Origin of the sequence: Pseudomonas sp. NCIMB 10586 (assembly GCF_023127895.1) — a bacterium.
Taxonomy (GTDB): Bacteria; Pseudomonadota; Gammaproteobacteria; order Pseudomonadales; family Pseudomonadaceae; genus Aquipseudomonas; species Aquipseudomonas synxantha_A.
This window is the reverse complement of the sequence record NZ_SPKQ01000042.1, coordinates 471,314-490,079: the sequence shown is the minus strand read 5'-3', so window position 1 is coordinate 490,079 and position 18,766 is coordinate 471,314. Positions and strand designations below refer to the sequence as shown.

Genomic DNA, 18,766 nt, shown 5'->3' with positions numbered 1-18,766 from the left:
GCAAGCCCCCTCCCACTATGCAGTGATGACTAACCAGCCAGGCCGACAAACATATCCTGCACATCATCATGGTTATCCAGGCCTTCCAGGAACGCCTCGACTTCGGCCATCTGCTCATCGGTCAAACCACTGACCGGGTTCTTCGACAGGTAACCCAGCTTGGCCGACAGCACGGTGAAACCCTGCTCAGGCAAAGCTTTCTGCACGGCATCCAGGTCGGTGGTTTCGGTGATGAACAGGGTGGTGCCCTCTTCTTCACCGTCTTCAAAATCCTGGGCGCCAGCTTCGATGGCGGCCATTTCCGGATCAGCATCAGGGGTGTCCGGCGATGCTTCAATCAGGCCGACGTGGTTGAAATCCCACGCCACCGAACCGGAAGCGCCCAGCTGGCCCTTGCGGAACGCCACGCGGATTTCCGCCACGGTGCGGTTGATGTTGTCGGTTACGCACTCAACGATCAGGGGCACCTGGTGCGGGGCAAACCCTTCGTAGGTCACACGGTGGTACTGCACGGTTTCACCGAGCAGACCGGCGCCCTTCTTGATCGCACGATCCAGGGTTTCCTTGGGCATCGAGGCTTTCTTGGCCTGCTCCACCACCAGGCGCAGGTGCGCGTTGGTCGCGGTATCGGCGCCGTTGCGGGCGGCGATGGTGATCTCTTTCACCAGCTTGCCGAAAATCTTGCCCTTGGCATTGGCTGCCGCTTCTTTATGTTTGACTTTCCACTGTGCGCCCATGACTCACTCTCTACTTTCCATGGCGCCGAAACGTCTACTGGCCGGCGCTTTGGGGGCAGAGTTTATAGCGCAAGAACACGCTAATCCACCAAAAAACCGGCCAGGTGCCTCAGGTGCGCAGGGGTTTGATGGTGGCACTGCGATCCGGTATGAAGTCCCCCACCTGCGCCAGAACAGCCGGCCTGGCGTTCCAGTAGGGCATCAATACCAGTGAAGAAAACAGCGCCGCGCCGGCAAACACGATAAACACCGTTACGGTATCGAAGTAGCCCGGCAGCAAACCGCCCAGGATCGCGCCCACCGAACCGCAACCATTCACAAACCCTGCCGCCGTGGCGCCGGCTTTGGCAGTGCCGAAGTCAATGGCAGCGGTGCTGCTGATCATCGAGTCCGGACCGTACAGAGTCAGGCCCATGACAAACAGCAAGGCCATCACCAGCACCACACTGCCGGTGTGCAGCGCGCCCATGAACAACGCCAGGGCCACGGTCAACGCCAGCAGGCTCAGCACACAGGCCGGCATACGCCGGGCGCCGAACAGTTTGTCGGAAGCCAGGCCGATCAGTACCGGCCCGAGCAAACCGGCCAGCTCAAACGCGGTGGGCACGATGGCCGCGCCGACCTTGCCCACCGACGGCATCTGTTCGTAGACGATTACCGGGCCCCACAGCAAAATCGCGTAGCGCGCCGGCTTGAGCAGGAAATACGCCAGCCCCAGCGTCAACACCGTGCGGTTGCGCAAGATAGCGCGCAACGGTTCAAGCACACTGATGCGCTGTTCGGCGGCTCTGTTCTCGGCACTCATGACCGGCTCGGGCTCCACCGCTGGCAAACCCACATCCTGGGGGGTATTGCGCTGGAACATAAAGAACAGCACGGCCACCACCGCCACCACCGCAGCACTGGAGATAAACGCCGCGTGCCAACTACCGATCAGGGTGTAGGCCCACCAGCCGGCGAACGGTGAAGCCACCAAGCCGCCAAAGGCATAGCACGAGCTCCACAGCCCCAACACCCGCCCACGCTGCTGGGCCGGAAAGAAACTACCGAGGTTCTTGCACAACCCCGACCAGCCGGTGGACTGCGCCAACCCCTGGATCAACATGCAGGTGACAAAGATCGGCAAGGTCGCAAACGTGCCCATCACCAGCGCGGCGGCGGCGGAAACCAGCAAGCCGCCAAGCACCACCACCCGTGGCCCGAAGCGGTCGGCGAGCATGCCCCAGGTGAACTGGCCCACGGCGTACGCGGCGAGATACAAGCCATCGAGGTTGGCCATCATCATTTTATCGAGGGGGAAGCTTGGGTCGTCGCCGATCCCCAGTTTTGCCACCGAGAAGGCTTTGCGGGTGAAATAGAACGCGGCGTACGCCAGCCAGGTGATGGCGAAAATCTGCACGCGCCAACGCTTGATGCTACCCATAGGGATATTCATGGTGGTTCTGACCTCAGGTGTGAGTGTGCCGGCAGAATCGAAAGAAAACGCCTGTTTTTTTTATGGTTGAGCACTGCAATGCCGGGCCTTGGAGGGCGCGGTATTGGTCAGATGAACGCGGTGTGCCTGCGCCCATGGCCGTCGAGGTTGTAGGACTCAACCTACGGCGGCTGAGGTGCATCAAAGCAATGGCTGACTAATAGGTAAAATCGATTTATCGTATTTCAAATATAAGCTCAGCTTGTAAGAGGACGTGCCATGTCGGTTTCCCATGCCCAACTCAAAGCCTTCCATGCGGTGGCCGTGCACGGCAGTTTTACCGGCGCCGCCGAGCGCCTGTTCCTGACCCAGCCCGCGATTTCCGACCAGGTGCGCAAACTCGAAGAGCGCTTCGGCGTGTTGCTGTTTCACCGCAACAAACGTTCGGTACGCCTGACCGACCTGGGCGAACGCCTGCTGGGCATTACTCAGCGCCTGTTTGTGATCGAGGCGCAAGCCGAAGAATTGCTGCAAGACTCCCGCGCCCTGCTCACTGGCACCCTCACCCTGGCGGTGGATGCGCCCGTACATGTACTGCCACAGATTGCCCGCTTCTGCCGGCTGTACCCGGGAATCAGCGTGAAGATCGAAACCGGCAACACCGATGAGTCGTTGTTGCGCCTGTACAACTACCAGGCCGACCTGGCGCTGTTGGGTCGCGATGTCGACGATGCGCGCCTGCTGTCGCTGCCATTGCCCGACGATCAACTGCTGGCGTTTGTCGCCTGCAACCATCCCTGGGCCGGGCGCGAATCCATCTGCCTGGCCGACCTGGATGACACGCCCTTGGTGCTGCGGGAAATCGGCTCAGTGACCCGTCAGACCCTGGAGCAGGAAATGCGCCAGGCCGGCCTGCGCATTCGCCCGGCGATTCAAGTTGAAGGCCGCGAAGCCGCGCGTGAAGCAGTGGTGGTGGGCATTGGCGTGGGCGTGGTGTCGGCGGCAGAGTTCGGCGCCGACGCTCGGGTGTACGCCATGCCGATCCGCGACTGCACTCAGCGCATGAAGGAAACCCTCGTCTGCCTGAAAGAACAGAGCTCACGTCGCGTGGTGGCGAGCTTTTTGGAGATCGTGCGTGACAGCCTTCACGCCAACTCGAAAAAAGCCTGAATCAAGCGCAGCGAACGGCGCCGCTCCATGCAGCCGAGCGTATGCCGGTTCAGCAGGCCATCGCCCAGGATCGGCACAGCGTGTACCCGCGGGTCCGGGCTGACCTCCATCGACGACACCACCCCTACCCCCAGTTCGGCCGCGACGGCTTCGGTCACGGCTTCACGGCTGTCCAGTTCCAGCAGCACCTTGGGCTGCACATTCGCCGCCATGCACGCGTCGTCGAACGTGCGCCGGGTAATGGAACTGGGTTCACGCAGCACCATGATCACCTCATGCAGCTGCGCCAGTTCAATCCCGTCGGGCTGCTTTGCCCACGGATGCGCTTTCGGCACCAGGGCGCAAATCCGTGACTCGTCCAGAGGTTGCAGGTGCAAGCCATTGCGCGGCTCCACCTCGGTGAGCACTGCCACATCGGCATGTTCGGACAGCAGCGCCGCCAGGGTTTCCTGGGCATTGCCCAGGCGCAGGTTCACGGTAATGCCCGGGTAGCGCGAACGCAGGCTGGCGATCATCGGCATCACCAGGTGCGGACCATCCGCCGCCACCTCCAGACGCCCAGTGAGCAACTGACGGTTGGCCTCCAGCATGGTCTGCGCCTCATCCACCAAACCGAAGATCGCCCGGGTGATGGCCGCCAGGCGTGCGCCCTCTTCGGTCAACTCCACCCGGCGGGCGGTACGGCGCAACAGCGCAATCTGGTAATGCTCTTCAAGCGCCTTGATATGCCCGGTTACCGCCGGCTGGCTGATGAACAGCCGCGCCGCAGCACGGGTAAAACTGCCCTCGCGGGCCACGGCATCGAATGCACGCAGTTGAAACAGGTTCATAGCTATCGGCCTCACTGATAGCTCGCATAACAACAAACAATTTGATTGATAACAAGCCAAACTGCAATTTAGGCGCCGTAGCTTCAACCCCGACCCTTGCGAGGATTTGAGATGACCACTGCCGCGCCGATCCTGTTGACCCCTGGCCCCCTGACCACTTCGACCCGCACCCGTCAGGCGATGATGGTGGATTGGGGGTCATGGGATGATCGCTTCAACCAGCTCACCGCCAGCGTCTGCACGCAGCTGCTGGCGATCCTCAATGCTGCCGACAGCCACCATTGCGTGCCGTTGCAGGGCAGCGGCACCTTCGCCGTCGAAGCCGCCATCGGCACGCTGGTCCCGCGCAATGGCAAGGTGTTGGTGCTGATCAACGGCGCCTACGGCAAGCGCCTGGCGAAGATTTGCGAAGTGCTCGGTCGCTCGTTCAGCACCTTTGAAACCGCTGAGGACGAGCCCACCACCGCTGCCGATGTAGATCGCCTACTGCAGGCTGACGCGGCAATCACCCACGTCGCGTTGATCCATTGCGAAACCAGTACCGGCATTCTCAACCCGCTGGCGGAGATCGCCCAGGTCGTCAAACGCCACGACAAGCGCCTGATCATCGATGCCATGAGTTCTTTCGGCGCGCTGCCGATCGATGCTCGCGAAGTGCCGTTCGAGGCGCTGATCGCCGCCTCGGGCAAATGCCTGGAAGGCGTACCGGGCATGGGCTTTGTCTTTGCCGAAAAAGCTGCGCTGGCCGCCTCCCAGGGCAACTGCCATTCCCTGGCAATGGACCTGTTCGACCAGCACACCTATATGGCCAAGACCGGACAATGGCGTTTCACCCCACCGACCCACGTCGTCGCGGCCCTGCATGAAGCGTTGCTGCAATACGCCGAAGAAGGCGGCCTGCCCGCCCGTCATCAACGCTACGCCGACAACTGTCAGGCACTGCTGGACGGCATGGCTGCGCTGGGCCTGCGCAGTTTCCTGCCGGCGGCGATCCAGGCGCCGATCATCGTCACCTTCCACGCACCAAAAGACCCGCGCTACCAGTTCAAGGACTTCTACGAACGGGTCAAGGCCAAGGGTTTCATCCTTTACCCCGGCAAGCTGACCCAGGTGGAAACCTTTCGCGTGGGCTGCATCGGCCATGTCGATGCGGCCGGTATGCAGGCGGCGCTCAAGGCTATCGCCGACGTGCTGCAAGAAATGGAAGTGCTGGACATTTGACTGCCCCCATTACCCACAGGACCTGAACCATGAACTATCAAAACCCCAACACCCTCCAGGCCGTTATCCTCGACTGGGCCGGCACCGTGGTCGACTTCGGCTCCTTTGCCCCCACGCAGATCTTTGTCGAGGCGTTTGCCGAGTTCGACGTGCAAGTCTCTATCGAAGAAGCCCGTGGCCCGATGGGCATGGGCAAGTGGGACCATATCCGCACTCTCTGCGACCAGCCGCAAGTTGCCGAGCGCTACCGCAAGGCCTTCGGCCGCACACCGACCGATGATGACGTGACCGCCATCTACCAGCGTTTCATGCCGCTGCAAATCGAGAAGATCGCCGAACATTCAGCCCTGATCCCCGGCGCCCTCGACACCCTGGCCGGCGTGCGTGCCCAAGGTATCAAGATCGGCTCCTGCTCCGGCTATCCCAAGCAGGTGATGGACAAAGTCGTCGCCCTGGCCGCCACCAACGGCTATGTCGCCGACCACGTGGTCGCGACCGATGAAGTCCCCAACGGCCGCCCTTGGCCGGCCCAGGCCCTGGCCAACGTGATCGCCCTGGGCATTGATGATGTGGCCGCGTGCGTGAAGGTCGACGACACCGTGCCGGGTATTCTCGAAGGCCGTCGTGCCGGGATGTGGACCGTAGCGCTGACCTGTTCGGGCAATGCCCTGGGCCTGACCTACGAGCAATTTCGCGCCCTGGACAGCGCCACACTGGCCAGCGAGCGTCAGCGCATCGAAACGATGTTCCAAGGCTCGCGCCCGCACTACCTGATCGACACTATCAACGACCTGCCGAATGTCATCGCCGACATCAACGCACGCCTGGCACGCGGGGAAATGCCGCAAAGTTACTGACCAGGATCAAGGCAACGGCATTGGCAACGAGCGAAGCGCTCAAAACGGGCATACAGTTAACGTACTCCGTCGCTAAAGAGCGGAGGTATGCCCTGATGAGTGAGGAAAAAAGCAATGCCGTGGAAAAATTCCGATACGCGCTACAGCACCATGTCGATTGCGCTGCACTGGTTGATGGTAGTGCTGCTGGCGGTGGTCTACGCCTGCATTGAGTTACGCGGGCAATTCCCCAAAGGCAGCGGTGCGCGCACGCTGATTGTCGAAATGCACTTTATGTTCGGACTTACCGTGTTTGTGCTGGTGTGGCTGCGCCTGTTCGCACGCAGCCTGGGGGTGGCGCCGAAGATCGTGCCGGCACCGCCGCCATGGCAGAGCCGGCTGGCGAAGCTGATGCATGGGGCGCTGTATGCGTTGATGATCGGGTTGCCGATTGCCGGTTGGTTGATCGTCAGTGCCAAGGGGCATTCGGTGATGTTCTATGGGATGGAGTTACCGCCGCTGATTGCAGAAAACAAGGCGTTGGCCGAGGAGATTGAAGGCTGGCACGTGCTGTTCGCCCAGATCGGTTACTGGCTGATCGGGCTGCATGCGCTGGCGGGGATCTTTCACCATTATGTGATGCGCGATAACACTGCCTTGCGAATGATGCCGGGCGGGCACAATCCCACCCGTTGACACCTACAGGAAACCTCGGCGGCCTTGCAGGCCGCCAGTGTGGATGAAGATCAGCCGGGTGCCGGGGGCAAAGCGTCCGGCCTCGATCTGTTGCTTCAATGCCAGCAGCGCCTTGCCGGTGTAGAGCGGCTCCAGTGGCACACCGCAGGCCCGTTCGGTGCGCTCGATAAAGTCGAGCAGCAGCGGATCGACCTTGGCAAAGCCGCCACGGCAGGCGTCCAGCAACTCATAACCGGTCTGCACAATCGCACTCACATTCTGCGCCACGCCATGATCATCCGGCACAGCCATTGCGCCGTACACCGGATGCGCGCCGGCCTCCGCCAGCACCAACCCGGCCAGGGTAGTACCGGTGCCCGCCGCCAGCCACCATGCGTCGTAATCCGTCCAACCGAGGTGGCTCAACTGCGCCCGCGCCTGCTCCACCAACACCCCACAGCCCAGCGCACCCTCCAGACCACCACCGCCTTCGGGTATCGGATAAAGGTCGGGATACTGCTCGCGCCAGGGCAGCCAGAAACCCGGCTCATGCCGCGCCCGATAACCGCCGTAGCCCAGCCAATGCAGTTGCATGCCGAAGGTCTTGAGGTCGAGCACCGTGGGAGTGTCTTGGGGATGGCCGCGCAACAGGCCGACCGTGGGAAAATCAAAGCGCTTGCCCGCCGCTGCCAGTGCGTGCAGATGGTTGGAGTGAGCCCCGCCAAGGCTGATAACCCCTTGGGCGCCGGTAGCGCGGGCCTGAGCCAAGTGTTCGGTAAGCTTGAACCACTTGTTGCCGCTGATCAGCGGGTCGATGCGGTCCAGGCGCAGCACGGCCAGCTCGATGCCGTTCAGCCAAACAAGCTGCACAGGTTCAAGGGGCGCATAAGGCAGCCAATCGAAAGGGCCCATCGGCAGGTATCTGAATGAGAAAGGGGCGGCAAGTCTAACACCGCCCCTGTTGTCGCCTTACAACTCGGCCGCCAGGCGCGAGCCCTGATTGATGGCGCGCTTGGCGTCCAGCTCGGCCGCCACATCGGCGCCGCCGATCAGGTGCACGTTCTGGCCGGCAGCGACCAGGCCGTCATGCAGTTCGCGCAGCGGGTCCTGGCCGGCGCAGATGACAATGTTGTCCACCGCCAGCACCTGCGGTTCACCCTCGGCGCCGATGCGGATATGCAAGCCTGCGTCATCGATCTTCAAGTACTCGACGCTGTTGAGCATCTGCACCTGTTTGTTCTTCAGGCCGGTACGGTGAATCCAGCCGGTGGTCTTGCCCAGGCCGTCGCCAACCTTGGAAGCCTTGCGTTGCAGCAGGAACACCTCGCGGGCCGGCGCATGGCGCTCGGGCTTGATCCCGGCCACCCCGCCACGTGCTTCCAGTTGGGTATCGATGCCCCACTCTTTCCAGAACGCCTCGCGATCCAGGCTGGTAGACACGCCTTGGTGTACGAGGAATTCCGATACATCGAAACCGATGCCGCCGGCACCGATAACCGCCACACGCTTGCCCACCGGCTTGCGCTCCAGGATCACATCCAGGTAACTCAACACCTTGGCGTTCTCGACGCCCGGGATCGCCGGGGTGCGCGGCGCGATACCGGTGGCCAGGATCACCTCGTCATAACCACCTGCCACCAGCTGCTCGACGCCCACACGAGTGTTGAGGCACAGCTCTACGTGAGTGGTCTGCAATTTGCGTTTGAAGTAACGCAGGGTTTCGAAAAACTCTTCCTTACCCGGCACACGCTTGGCGATATTGAACTGGCCGCCAATCTCGCTGGCGGAATCGAACAAGGTCACCTGATGCCCACGCTCAGCGGCAACAGTGGCAGCGGCCAGACCGGCAGGGCCGGCGCCGACCACCGCGATTTTCTTGATCTGCTTGACGGGAAGGTAATTGAGTTCGGTTTCATAGCAGGCGCGCGGGTTGACCAAACAGGTGGTCAGCTTGCCGCCGAAGGTGTGGTCCAGGCACGCCTGGTTGCAGCCGATGCAGGTGTTGATTTCATCGGCGCGCCCAGCGGCGGCCTTGTTGACGAACTCCGGGTCGGCCAGAAACGGGCGCGCCATCGAGACCATGTCGGCATCGCCCTCGGCCAGGATCTGCTCGGCGATTTCCGGGGTGTTGACGCGGTTGGTGGTGATCAGCGGAATCTGCACCGCACCGCGCAATTTGGCGGTGACTTTGCTGAAGGCGCCACGCGGGACCTTGGTGGCAATGGTAGGGATACGCGCTTCGTGCCAGCCGATACCGGTGTTGATGATCGTCGCGCCAGCCTGCTCGATAGCCTTGGCCAACTGCACGATTTCCTTCCAGACGCTGCCGCCTTCCACCAGATCAAGCATCGACAGGCGGAAGATAATGATGAAGTTCGGGCCGACGGCCTCGCGCACGCGACGCACGATCTCCACCGCCAGGCGCATACGGTTTTCAAAGCTGCCGCCCCAACGGTCGGTGCGATGGTTGGTCTGGGCGGCGAGGAACTGGTTAATGAAGTAGCCCTCCGAACCCATGATCTCCACACCGTCGTATTCGGCGGCCTGGGCCAGCAACGAGCAGGTGACGAAATCCTGAATCTGCTTCTCGATGCCCTCCTCATCCAATTCCTTGGGCTTGAACGGGTTGATCGGCGCCTGGATCGCACTCGGCGCCACCTGCTTGGGGCTGTAGGCATAACGCCCGGCGTGAAGGATCTGCATGCAGATCTTGCCGCCCGCCTCGTGCACCGCCTGGGTGACGATCTTGTGCTTGCGCGCCTCTTCTTCAGTGGTCAGCTTGGCTGCCCCGGCGTATACCCCGCCTTCATCATTCGGACCAATGCCGCCGGTGACCATCAGGCCCACGCCGCCACGGGCGCGCTCGGCAAAGTAGGCTGCCATGCGCTCGAAACCGCCGGGCTTTTCTTCCAGGCCGGTGTGCATCGAGCCCATCAGGGTACGGTTGCGCAAGGTGGTAAAACCCAGGTCCAACGGGGCCAGCAGGTGCGGGTAGGCAGCAGCGGTCATGGTACAGCTCCACAACGGATCATCACGGGACGTGGCGCACTCGAACGGTGTGCCATCGGTTTATGTCCCACAGACTAAGAGGCGGTGGACCACGGCTCAATGACTGAAACTGACAAGTTATTGATCCAAATGCACAGCGCCCCTTGGCAAGCCGCGCCATGGGCCCTACCCTAGTCGCGAACCCTGCACCTGGTCTGTTGTCTGTTGCCCCATGCGTAAACTTCTAGCGTTCACCGTCACCATGGCCCTGGTTGCCGCCCTCGCCGCGTATCTGGTCTGGACCCAGGAGCGCCCCGTGGCGCATTACCTGTCGGACCTGCGTATCACCCTCGCCGTCAATGAGGGCGAACCAGCCGACCGTGGCAATCTGCTCGGCATTCAGCCAGAGCTGTTCCCTGCCGACTACCAAAGCCTGGAACGCCTGCATTTGAAGCTGTCGAGCTACCTGCAAAAAGCGCGCGACCAAGGCCTGATCAACGCCAAGACCATCGTGGTGCTGCCCGAACATATCGGCACCTGGCTGATGCTCAAGGGCGAAAAAAACGAGCTGTACCAGGCCACGCATTTGAAGGATGCGATGAACTGGCTGTCGATCAGCAACCCACTGCAGTTTGCGAAAGCCTGGATCAGCGCCACCGGCGACAACCGCATGGATGACGCCTACCTGCGCATGAAGGCCCCTGCCATGGCGCGCGACTATCAAGTGGTGTTCGGCGGGCTGGCAAAAGAATTTGGCGTAACCCTGGTGGCCGGTTCCATCGCCCTGCCCAACCCGAGCGTGATCCAGGGGCAGTTGGAAGTCGGCCATGGCGCGCTGTACAACGCCAGCGTGGTGTTTGCCGCCGACGGTTTGCCACTGGGCCAACCGCAGCGTCAGCTCTACCCGATCTACGATGAGCGTGGCTTTATCGAGCCAGGCGATGAGAATGTCGTCAGCGTGGTGGATACGCCTGCCGGGCGCCTGGGCACCCTGGTCGGCAGCGACAGCTGGTACCCGGACAACTATCGCAAGCTCAACGAGCAAGGTGCGCAACTGATCGCAGTACCGGCCTTCGTCACTGGCCGCGACACCTGGGACCGTCCATGGCGCGGCTTCAAGAGCGTGTCGACGCCTTCCGAGGTCAGCCTCAAACCCGAAGAAACCAGCGAAGGCGCCGCCTGGCGCCGCCTCACCCTGATCAGCCAGCAGCCTGTCAGCCAGGCAATGGCGGGCATGAGCGTGTTTTTACGTGGGCAGTTCTGGGACCTGGGCAGCGCCGGCCAGAGTTTTCTGAGCAGCAACGGGCAAGTGTTCGCCGACGGCGATGCCCGTGGCGCGCGCCTGCTGAATATCTGGCTGTAGCCCTTGAAGCCGGTGCGCCTGGGGGATCTGTCGGTGGGCTTCGTGCACACCCTGGCCGATGCCATCCACAGCCACGGCCTGGACCCGCAACCGCTGTTGCTGCAATACGGCCTGGACCCGGCACGCCTGGCTGAAGCCGGCGCACGCCTGTCGATCCCGCGCTATATGCGCCTGGGCCACGCGGCCATCCAACTGACCGGCGACCCGGGCCTGGGCCTGCGCATGGGCCAACTCAGCCGCTTGAGCCAGGCCGGCCTGGCCGGTGTCACCGCCGCCCAGGCCCCCAATGTGCGCGAAGCGGCGCGCACGCTCACACGCTTTGAAGCGCTGTACGGCTCCAACTATCGCGGGCAATCGAGCTTTCATGAAGATGCCGAAGGCGCCTGGCTGCGGTTCTACTCCATCAGCCCCTACAACGCCTATAACCGCTTTGTGGTGGACTCGATCATCGCCGGTTGGCTGCAACAATTATCCAGCCTGGCGCAACAGCCGGTGCAGGCACAACGGATAGAAATCGAATTCGACGCGCCGGACTATCACGAACACTACAACAGGCTGGGAAGCGGCCTGGTGCACTTCGGCGCCGATGCCAATCAACTGCGTCTGAGCCAACCCACCTTGGCGCTGCGCAACCCACAGCACTGCCCAAGCACCTGGCACCTGCTGCTGCAGCTGTGTGAAAGGGAGTTGGAGCAGCTGACTCGCACCCGCAGCCTGCGCGAGCGCATCACGCGGTTGCTCGGGCCGATGCTCAATGGCGGCCGGGAACCCGACCTGGAAGAGGTGGCGGCACGCTTGAAACTGCCGACCTGGACACTGCGGCGCAAACTGGCCGAGGAAGGCACACAGTTTCGCGCAATTCTCAACGACACCCGCCGCGACCTGGCCATGACCTATATTCGCGATACCGAGCTGGCATTTGGCGAGATCGCCTACTTGCTTGGCTTTGCTTCAGCCCAAGCCTTCCAGCGGGCCTTCAGGCGCTGGAATAACCAGACCCCAGGGGAATTTCGCCGCAGTCAGCGGCATTCCGCCTGAAGTCAGCGTTACAGCTCGGTGGCATCGTCGACCGGATCCAGCGGGTCCAACTCGAATGCCTGATACTCCAGCAGTTCTTCCTGGTAATCGTCCATGGTGGACTCCTTCTTCAAATGAAAGCGGTGGCAGGTAAATGACCTGCGAACCCAGCCTAAAGTGCCGTCATGACGAAAAAATGTCGACGTTGTGACATTCCTGCGCTTGAAAAGTTAAACGCGACAGGCGCCGGATAATTTAATCCCATGACTTGAAGTGCGATTGCAATCATTGCAAATGCAATCATATTTCCAGTAGGGTACGAGTATCCGTTGGAAGGAGCTTGGACCCATGCCTGCCTCTATCGCGCATTCTGCGCAGAGCTGCATCGATGCACTCAGCACCGCCGTTTGCCCGGGCAACTCGCCGCTGTATACGGTGATGAGCATGGCCAATACTCTGGAATCCAGCCGGCACGCCTGGGTGATCCGTGGCCAGTCATGCAGCCGCCGCGTGGGCAACTGGCCTATCTGGTTTGCGCGCAATCGCGGCGAAAAACCCCTGCTCTATCTGCACAGCGCAGTGTCGTCTGCACAGTTGTGCGCACTGTCGGAGCAGACCGCCCAACGTGGCATCTTGTGCAATGACATCGAGAACCAGCCTTCCCCGTGGCCCAAGGGCACGCACCCGTCATTGCCAGTATGGCTGGCGGCTCATCCACGCTGCACACCCTACGATCCCGCCTCGGGAGACGAAGCTCGAGCGATTGTGCTGGCAGGACTACGCACGCTGTACGTCGACGGCCAGCCAGGTTTTTATTATCTGGCGCTGCATGACCAGGATGCCCACACGACACTGTCTGCCCAGGACCGAGAGGATGCCCACAAAGGCATGTATCCGATCCGGCGTGGCCAAGCAGCCGATGTGCGCCTGCTCGGGGCTGGCCGGGCGCTGGAAGAGGTGATGTACGCCGCAGAGTTGCTGGAACAGGACTGGAATATTACGGCGCAGGTGTGGAGCAGCCCCAGCTACACACGATTGGCCCGTGAGGCGGCGACCGCGGAGCGCTGGAACCGCTTGCACCCCTTGGCCCCCAGGCGCAGCTGCCATTTACGTGATTGCCTGGCAGGCAGTAGCGCACCCGTCATTGCCGTCACCGGTTATCCGCAGGTGATTGTCGATCAATTAGCCGCGCATGTAGATGCACGATTTATCGCCTTGGGCGCAGGCTCGATGCAGGCCTCTGCGCCGAGCCGCTATTGGATTGTGGCGTCAGCGTTAAGAGCGCTGGCCGATGAAGGGCGTACCGAGGTGCAGCAGGTGGAAAACGCACTGCAGCGCTATCACCTGAAGTGAGGGGGAATGCAATTGCGCAAGCAAGGTCCCCCGCACTGAGTCTGTTTTCGAACCTACGATTTACGTCGGCTGCGCACTTGCACACCCGCATCCATCGCCAAGCCCGCCGTGCGCTCCAGGGCATCGGCAAATGCCTGGCGCTGCTCGGGTTCGATTTGCGAAATGAACAGCTCGTCCACGGTGCTTTCGTAGATCTTCCACATGCTCTTGCGCAGCGCTCGACCCGTGTCCGTGATCGAGGCAAACGCCGCACGACCGTCGCCATCGGAGCGGGAACGCACTACCAGGCCGTCCTTTTCCAGGCGGTCCACCAGGCGCGTGAGGTTATAGCGCTCAATGGCCAGCACATCGGCCAGTTCGTGCATACGCCGGGTGCCGCCGGGCCCGCTTTCCAGGCCCCACAACGCATCGTACCAAGCGTACGGCGGCAGGCCCGCCGCAGCCAGGCGCCGCTCGATTTCACGGATGACCGTCCTGTGAGCCCTGACAAAACGGAACCATACATCCGGCTCTTTCGACGACATGCAACACCATCCGGGTAATTTCAAGAAGGTTGCAATAGTAGCTCATCCCGCGCTAGATTCTGGCATGTCGTTGCAATTGCAACTACATTTTGCATCACTCCCGCGAGGAGCTCGCTGCTTGAATCCGCCTACCCTGGAGCCTCACATGAACCCGAATGACCCAGTAAGACTCGACGATGATCCGCAGGAAACCCGCGAATGGCTGGACTCCATCGAATCGGTGCTGTCCACCGAGGGCCGTCCCCGCGCTCATTACCTGATCGATCAGTTGCTGGATTTCGACGTTGCACGGCATGGCGACTTCTACGGGCGGGTGACCACCCCCTACGTCAATACCATCCCGGTTGAGCGCCAGTTGCCCTACCCCGGTAACCAGGCCATCGAGCGGCGCACCAATGCGTTCATCCGCTGGAATGCCATGGCGATGGTATTGCGCGCAGGCAAACACTCAGGCGTGGGTGGGCATATCGCCACCTATGCGTCAGCCGCCGTGCTGTATGACGTAGGCTTCGATCATTTTTTCCGTGGCCGAACCGACACATTCGACGGCGACCTGGTGTACATCCAGGGCCATTCCTCACCAGGCATTTATGGCCGTGCCTACCTGGAGGGCCGTATCAGCGAAGCGCAGTTGGATAACTTTCGGCGCGAGGCCGGTGGCGAGGGTTTGTCTTCCTACCCTCACCCACGGTTGATGCCGGACTTCTGGCAATTCCCTACGGTCTCCATGGGCCTGGGGCCGATCACCGCCGCGTATCAGGCGCGTTTTATGCGGTACCTGGAGTTTCGAGACCTCAAGCAGCATCAGGGCCGCAAGGTTTGGGCATTCCTCGGCGATGGCGAAATGGACCAGCCCGAATCCCTGGCGGCCATCTCCCTGGCGGGCCGCGAAAAACTCGACAACCTGATCTTCGTGGTCAACTGCAACCTGCAACGCCTGGATGGTCCGGTGCGCGGCAATGCCAAGGTGATCCAGGAGTTCGAGAGCCTGTACCGTGCCGCCGGCTGGAATGTGATCAAGGTGATCTGGGGCGGCGGCTGGGACGCGCTGCTGGAAAAGGACCAGAGCGGCCTGCTGCGCCAACGCATGATGGAATGCGTGGATGGCGACTACCAGAATTACAAATCCCAGAATGGCGCTTATGTGCGTGAACACTTCTTTGGCAAATACCCGCAGTTGCTGGTGCTGGTTGCGGACATGTCCGACGACGACATCTGGAAACTCTCACGGGGCGGGCATGACCCGGACAAGGTCTACAACGCCTACGCCGCCGCCGTGCGCCACAAGGGCCAGCCCACGGTGATACTGGCCAAGACGGTCAAGGGCTTCGGCATGGGTGAAGCTGGCGAAGGCCAAAACATCAACCATCAGCTGAAGAAGATGGGGGCCGAAGCGGTAAAAGCTTTCCGCGACCGCTTCGGCCTGGAGGTCGACGATGACCGGCTCGAAGAAATCCCCTACCTCAAACCCGCCGTCGACAGCGAAGAGGCCCACTACTTTGCCGCACGACGGCAGGCGCTGGGAGGCTATGTGCCAGCGCGCCACACGAGCGTTGCGCCGCTGCAAATCCCCGAGCTGAGCGTCTTCGCCACCCAACTCAAAGACACCGGTGAGCGCGCCATCTCCACCACCATGGCCTTTGTGCGCATCCTCGGCACGCTGCTCAAGGACCCGCATTTGGGCAAGCTGATCGTGCCTATTGTGCCGGATGAGTCGCGCACCTTTGGCATGGAAAGCCTGTTCCGCCAGATCGGTATCCACTCAGCCGTCGGCCAGCTCTATACCCCACAGGACGCCGGGCAATTGAGCTACTACAAAGAAAGCAAAGACGGACAGATCATGCAGGAAGGGCTGAATGAATCCGGCGCCATTTCTTCCTGGATTGCGGCAAGCACGTCCTATAGCAACCATGGCCTGATGACCGTGCCGTTCTATATTTTCTACTCGATGTTCGGCTTCCAGCGCGTCGGCGACCTGGCCTGGGCGGCGGGCGATGCGCGAGCGCGGGGCTTCCTGCTGGGCGCCACGGCCGGACGCACCACGCTGATGGGGGAAGGCTTGCAGCACGACGACGGACACAGCCATATCCTGGCGTCGGTGATTCCCTGCTGCGTGGCCTATGACCCGACTTTTGCCTACGAACTGGCGGTGATTATTCGCGAGGGTATGCGGCGCATGTATGTCGAACAGGAGGACATCTATTACTACATCACCCTGCTCAACGAAAACTATCCGCACCCGGCGATGCCGGAAGGCGTTGAAGAAGGCATTCTCAAGGGCATGTATCCGCTGAGCAGCCACCCGCAGGCAAAGGTGCAGCTCATGGGCAGCGGTTCAATCTTGCGCGAAGTGATCGCCGCAGCCGAGTTGCTCGCCAAGGATTTCGCCGTGCACAGCGATGTCTGGAGCGTCACCAGCCTGACCGAATTGCGCCGTGATGGGCACGCCGCCGAGCGCTGGAACCTCCTGCACCCGCAAAGCGAGCCGCGCCAAAGCTACGTCGAAACCTGCCTTGCCGGGAGAACCGGCGCTGTGGTGGTGGCCACGGACTACATGAAGTTGTTCGCCGACCAGATTCGCCCCTTCGTGCATAACCGCCGTTTTGTCGCACTGGGTACCGACGGTTTCGGGCAATCGGACACCCGCGAGACATTGCGCGAGTTCTTCGAGGTAGACCGGCACTTTATCGCTTTAGCAGCCTTGAAGGCGTTGGCTGATGACGGTGTGATTGGTCGTGACAACGTCGCCCTGGCCATCAGCCGCTACGGCATCAACGTCGACAAGGCCGATCCCGTAGCCATCTGAGTTACTGCGCAGGCGCTGGCAAGGGCGGTATTGCCTCTGTCGGCGCAGGCAGGCTGGGATTGGTCGGCGCCGGCGCGGGCTCGGTTGCTGGCATCGAGGCAGGCGCAGGTTCCGGGGTCGGTGCGATCGGCGCAGCCTCAGGTGGCGGTGCCAGGGGTTGCGAAGCGGCAGGCGCTACAGGTGCCTCCTTCGGCGCCTCGACCTTCTCGGCTACCGGAGCGGCCTTGGGTTCAGGCACACCCAGGTCAGCCTTGGGCTGCTCGGGTATATGCTCGGCCTGCTTGACCTCCTGCGGCAGGAACACATCCACCAGCGCAAAGTAACGCTCGTAGAACTTCGGCGCCGAGACGGTCTCGCTCGCGACCTTCACCATCGAGTCGTCAGTGGAGCCGATCGGCATCGACACCGAACCCAATACACCCACGCCGAGGCTGGCGGAGTTGTTGACCTTCTTCAGCGCATAGCGATCCTGCAAGGCGTTGGCAAACATCGTCGAGTGATTGCTGCCTTTGCCATCAGCAGCGCACACCACGTTGAAACTGATCTGCAGATGGGTCTCGCCGGTCTGCTGGAAACTCTTGTTGCCCGCCACCAGCTTAGGATCGCTGCTGGTAATGATGTAACCCTGGCTCAGCAGGGCACGACGCGCCGCTTCACACGCCGCTACATCGCTGACCGGGTAATCGCGGGAAAACGTACCGGAATCGTCGAAATTCTCATGTTCATAGATAGCGGTCTTGGGTGAGGAGCAGCCCGCGGCGCCCGCCAGCACCAGCGCCAACCCGAGGCTACGCAAGTGAAATGATGTCGACATTGAAAATCCTGTGGAAAACGGTCCGGACGGTATTGTGCAACAGAACGCGGCCTTGAAGCGCGCATTCCTGTCGGTTAAACATCTCAGCCTTGTGAAGCCGCGTCAGTAGGAAAAAGCCCGGCACACATATGGTCGATAAACACGCGCAATTTGGCCGAGGCATGGCGACTGGCCGGCCACAGCAACCAGAAACTGCCGCGGTGTTCGAGGTGTTCATCCAGCACGCGCTGCAAAGCCCCTTGCGCAACCGCCTCGTTGACCATGTAGTCCGGCAGACACGCAATACCGAGACCTTCCTGAGCCACATGCTTGAGAGACTCAATGGTGCTGCTGACCAGCGGCGCACGCAAGCTCGGCTCCGCCGCGCCCGGCACCAGTCGCAGCGGCCAGGGCTCGAGTTTGCCGGAGGCGCAGAATTTATGCCGAAGGCAGGCGTGATGACTCAAGTCCTGGGGCAGGAGTGGCGTGCCGTATTGGTCGAAATAGCCGGGCGTACCGACAAGTACCAATTGGTAATGCCCCAGATGGCGCGCCATCAAGCGCGAGTCTTCCGGCTTGCCGGTGCGGATCACCGCGTCGAAGCCTTCATCGATGACATCCACCATACGGTCGGAAAAATCCACGTCCAACTCGATATCCGGATAGGCGCGCATAAAGCCACTGATCACCGGCATCAACAACCCGCGCACTTGGGGCACACTGATACGCAGTTTGCCCCGCGGAGTGGCACTGGCCTCGCTCAACTCCAGCTCAGCCGCTTCCACTTCCGCCAGGATACGCCGCGAGCGTTCCAGCAACAGCGCGCCCTCACTGGTCAGGGTGATACTGCGGGTACTTCGATGAAACAGCCTGACGCCCAGGCGCTCCTCCATGCGTGCGATGCTTTTGCCTACCGCTGAGGATGACACGCCCAATACCCGCCCGGCGGTGGTGAAGCTACGCGTTTGCGCGACCTGTACGAATACCGAGAGCCCGCTCAGACTGTCCATGCTGATGCCTTGGTCGATTGCGGACAAAA

16 protein-coding genes are annotated in these 18,766 nt (G+C 61.6%); 8 read left to right on the top strand and 8 right to left on the bottom strand.

Features of this window, described 5'->3' with window-relative positions; all coding sequences use genetic code 11:
* Window positions 1–29: 29 nt before the first annotated feature.
* Together E4P01_RS17555 and E4P01_RS17550 are read right to left on the bottom strand one after the other, a co-directional pair.
* Complete coding sequence (locus E4P01_RS17555; protein WP_005789254.1) at window positions 30–737, bottom strand: YebC/PmpR family DNA-binding transcriptional regulator; 708 nt, start codon at window positions 735–737, stop codon at window positions 30–32.
* A 109-nt stretch (window positions 738–846) separates the two neighbouring features.
* Window positions 847–2,172 carry an MFS transporter gene (locus E4P01_RS17550; RefSeq protein ID WP_078821707.1) on the bottom strand — a complete coding sequence of 442 codons (1,326 nt, stop codon included), beginning with the start codon at window positions 2,170–2,172 and terminating at the stop codon, window positions 847–849.
* A gap of 258 nt (window positions 2,173–2,430) precedes the next feature.
* On the opposite strand from E4P01_RS17550, the gene E4P01_RS17545 reads away from it, so the two are divergent.
* A complete protein-coding gene (locus E4P01_RS17545; protein ID WP_103734459.1) occupies window positions 2,431–3,321 on the top strand; it encodes a LysR substrate-binding domain-containing protein in 891 nt (296 codons plus the stop codon).
* Here the strand turns inward: E4P01_RS17545 and E4P01_RS17540 are convergent.
* On the bottom strand, window positions 3,297–4,151 hold the full coding sequence (locus E4P01_RS17540) for a LysR substrate-binding domain-containing protein (protein WP_078821709.1): 855 nt from the start codon (window positions 4,149–4,151) through the stop codon (window positions 3,297–3,299). The genes E4P01_RS17545 and E4P01_RS17540 overlap by 25 nt on opposite strands.
* Window positions 4,152–4,262: 111 nt before the next feature.
* On the opposite strand from E4P01_RS17540, the gene E4P01_RS17535 reads away from it, so the two are divergent.
* The 3 genes from E4P01_RS17535 (at window position 4,263) to E4P01_RS17525 (ending at window position 6,904) form a co-directional block, all read left to right on the top strand.
* Complete coding sequence (locus tag E4P01_RS17535; protein WP_216091739.1) at window positions 4,263–5,372, top strand: 2-aminoethylphosphonate--pyruvate transaminase; 1,110 nt, start codon at window positions 4,263–4,265, stop codon at window positions 5,370–5,372.
* Between the two features lie 29 nt (window positions 5,373–5,401).
* A complete protein-coding gene (phnX, locus tag E4P01_RS17530) occupies window positions 5,402–6,229 on the top strand; it encodes a phosphonoacetaldehyde hydrolase (RefSeq protein ID WP_216091740.1) in 828 nt (275 codons plus the stop codon).
* 114 nt (window positions 6,230–6,343) lie between these two features.
* Window positions 6,344–6,904 carry a cytochrome b gene (locus E4P01_RS17525; RefSeq protein WP_078821712.1) on the top strand — a complete coding sequence of 187 codons (561 nt, stop codon included), beginning with the start codon at window positions 6,344–6,346 and terminating at the stop codon, window positions 6,902–6,904.
* A 3-nt stretch (window positions 6,905–6,907) separates the two neighbouring features.
* On the opposite strand, the gene E4P01_RS17520 is transcribed toward E4P01_RS17525, so the two are convergent.
* Together E4P01_RS17520 and E4P01_RS17515 are read right to left on the bottom strand one after the other, a co-directional pair.
* A complete protein-coding gene (locus E4P01_RS17520) occupies window positions 6,908–7,795 on the bottom strand; it encodes a pyridoxal-phosphate dependent enzyme (protein ID WP_216091741.1) in 888 nt (295 codons plus the stop codon).
* 57 nt (window positions 7,796–7,852) lie between these two features.
* On the bottom strand, window positions 7,853–9,892 hold the full coding sequence (locus tag E4P01_RS17515) for an NADPH-dependent 2,4-dienoyl-CoA reductase (RefSeq protein WP_216091742.1): 2,040 nt from the start codon (window positions 9,890–9,892) through the stop codon (window positions 7,853–7,855).
* 211 nt (window positions 9,893–10,103) lie between these two features.
* Here E4P01_RS17515 and E4P01_RS17510 point away from each other — a divergent pair, with 211 nt between their 5' ends.
* The 3 genes from E4P01_RS17510 to E4P01_RS17500 all read left to right on the top strand — a co-directional run bounded on the left by E4P01_RS17510 (window position 10,104) and on the right by E4P01_RS17500 (window position 13,604).
* Window positions 10,104–11,234, top strand: a complete 1,131-nt coding sequence (locus tag E4P01_RS17510) for a carbon-nitrogen hydrolase family protein (protein WP_122733411.1) — start codon at window positions 10,104–10,106, stop codon at window positions 11,232–11,234.
* A 3-nt stretch (window positions 11,235–11,237) separates the two neighbouring features.
* The gene (locus tag E4P01_RS17505; protein ID WP_078821716.1) at window positions 11,238–12,272 is read left to right on the top strand and encodes an AraC family transcriptional regulator; all 1,035 of its coding nucleotides are present in this window, start codon (window positions 11,238–11,240) and stop codon (window positions 12,270–12,272) included.
* Between the two features lie 327 nt (window positions 12,273–12,599).
* Window positions 12,600–13,604 carry a pyruvate dehydrogenase gene (locus tag E4P01_RS17500; RefSeq protein WP_216091743.1) on the top strand — a complete coding sequence of 335 codons (1,005 nt, stop codon included), beginning with the start codon at window positions 12,600–12,602 and terminating at the stop codon, window positions 13,602–13,604.
* Window positions 13,605–13,657: 53 nt separating this feature from the next.
* Here E4P01_RS17500 and E4P01_RS17495 read toward each other — a convergent pair whose 3' ends face one another.
* Window positions 13,658–14,128, bottom strand: a complete 471-nt coding sequence (locus E4P01_RS17495; RefSeq protein ID WP_032880533.1) for a MarR family transcriptional regulator — start codon at window positions 14,126–14,128, stop codon at window positions 13,658–13,660.
* 145 nt (window positions 14,129–14,273) lie between these two features.
* Between E4P01_RS17495 and aceE the strand changes: the two genes are divergently transcribed.
* Entirely contained in the window at window positions 14,274–16,934 is a 2,661-nt protein-coding gene (aceE, locus tag E4P01_RS17490) for a pyruvate dehydrogenase (acetyl-transferring), homodimeric type (protein WP_216091744.1), read from the top strand.
* 1 nt (window position 16,935) lies between these two features.
* Here the strand turns inward: aceE and E4P01_RS17485 are convergent, their stop codons facing one another.
* Together E4P01_RS17485 and E4P01_RS17480 are read right to left on the bottom strand one after the other, a co-directional pair.
* Complete coding sequence (locus E4P01_RS17485) at window positions 16,936–17,748, bottom strand: DUF2242 domain-containing protein (protein WP_216091745.1); 813 nt, start codon at window positions 17,746–17,748, stop codon at window positions 16,936–16,938.
* 83 nt (window positions 17,749–17,831) lie between these two features.
* Window positions 17,832–18,737: a LysR family transcriptional regulator gene (locus tag E4P01_RS17480; protein WP_216091746.1), complete on the bottom strand. Its 906-nt coding sequence runs from the start codon at window positions 18,735–18,737 to the stop codon at window positions 17,832–17,834.
* Window positions 18,738–18,766 lie beyond the last annotated feature (29 nt).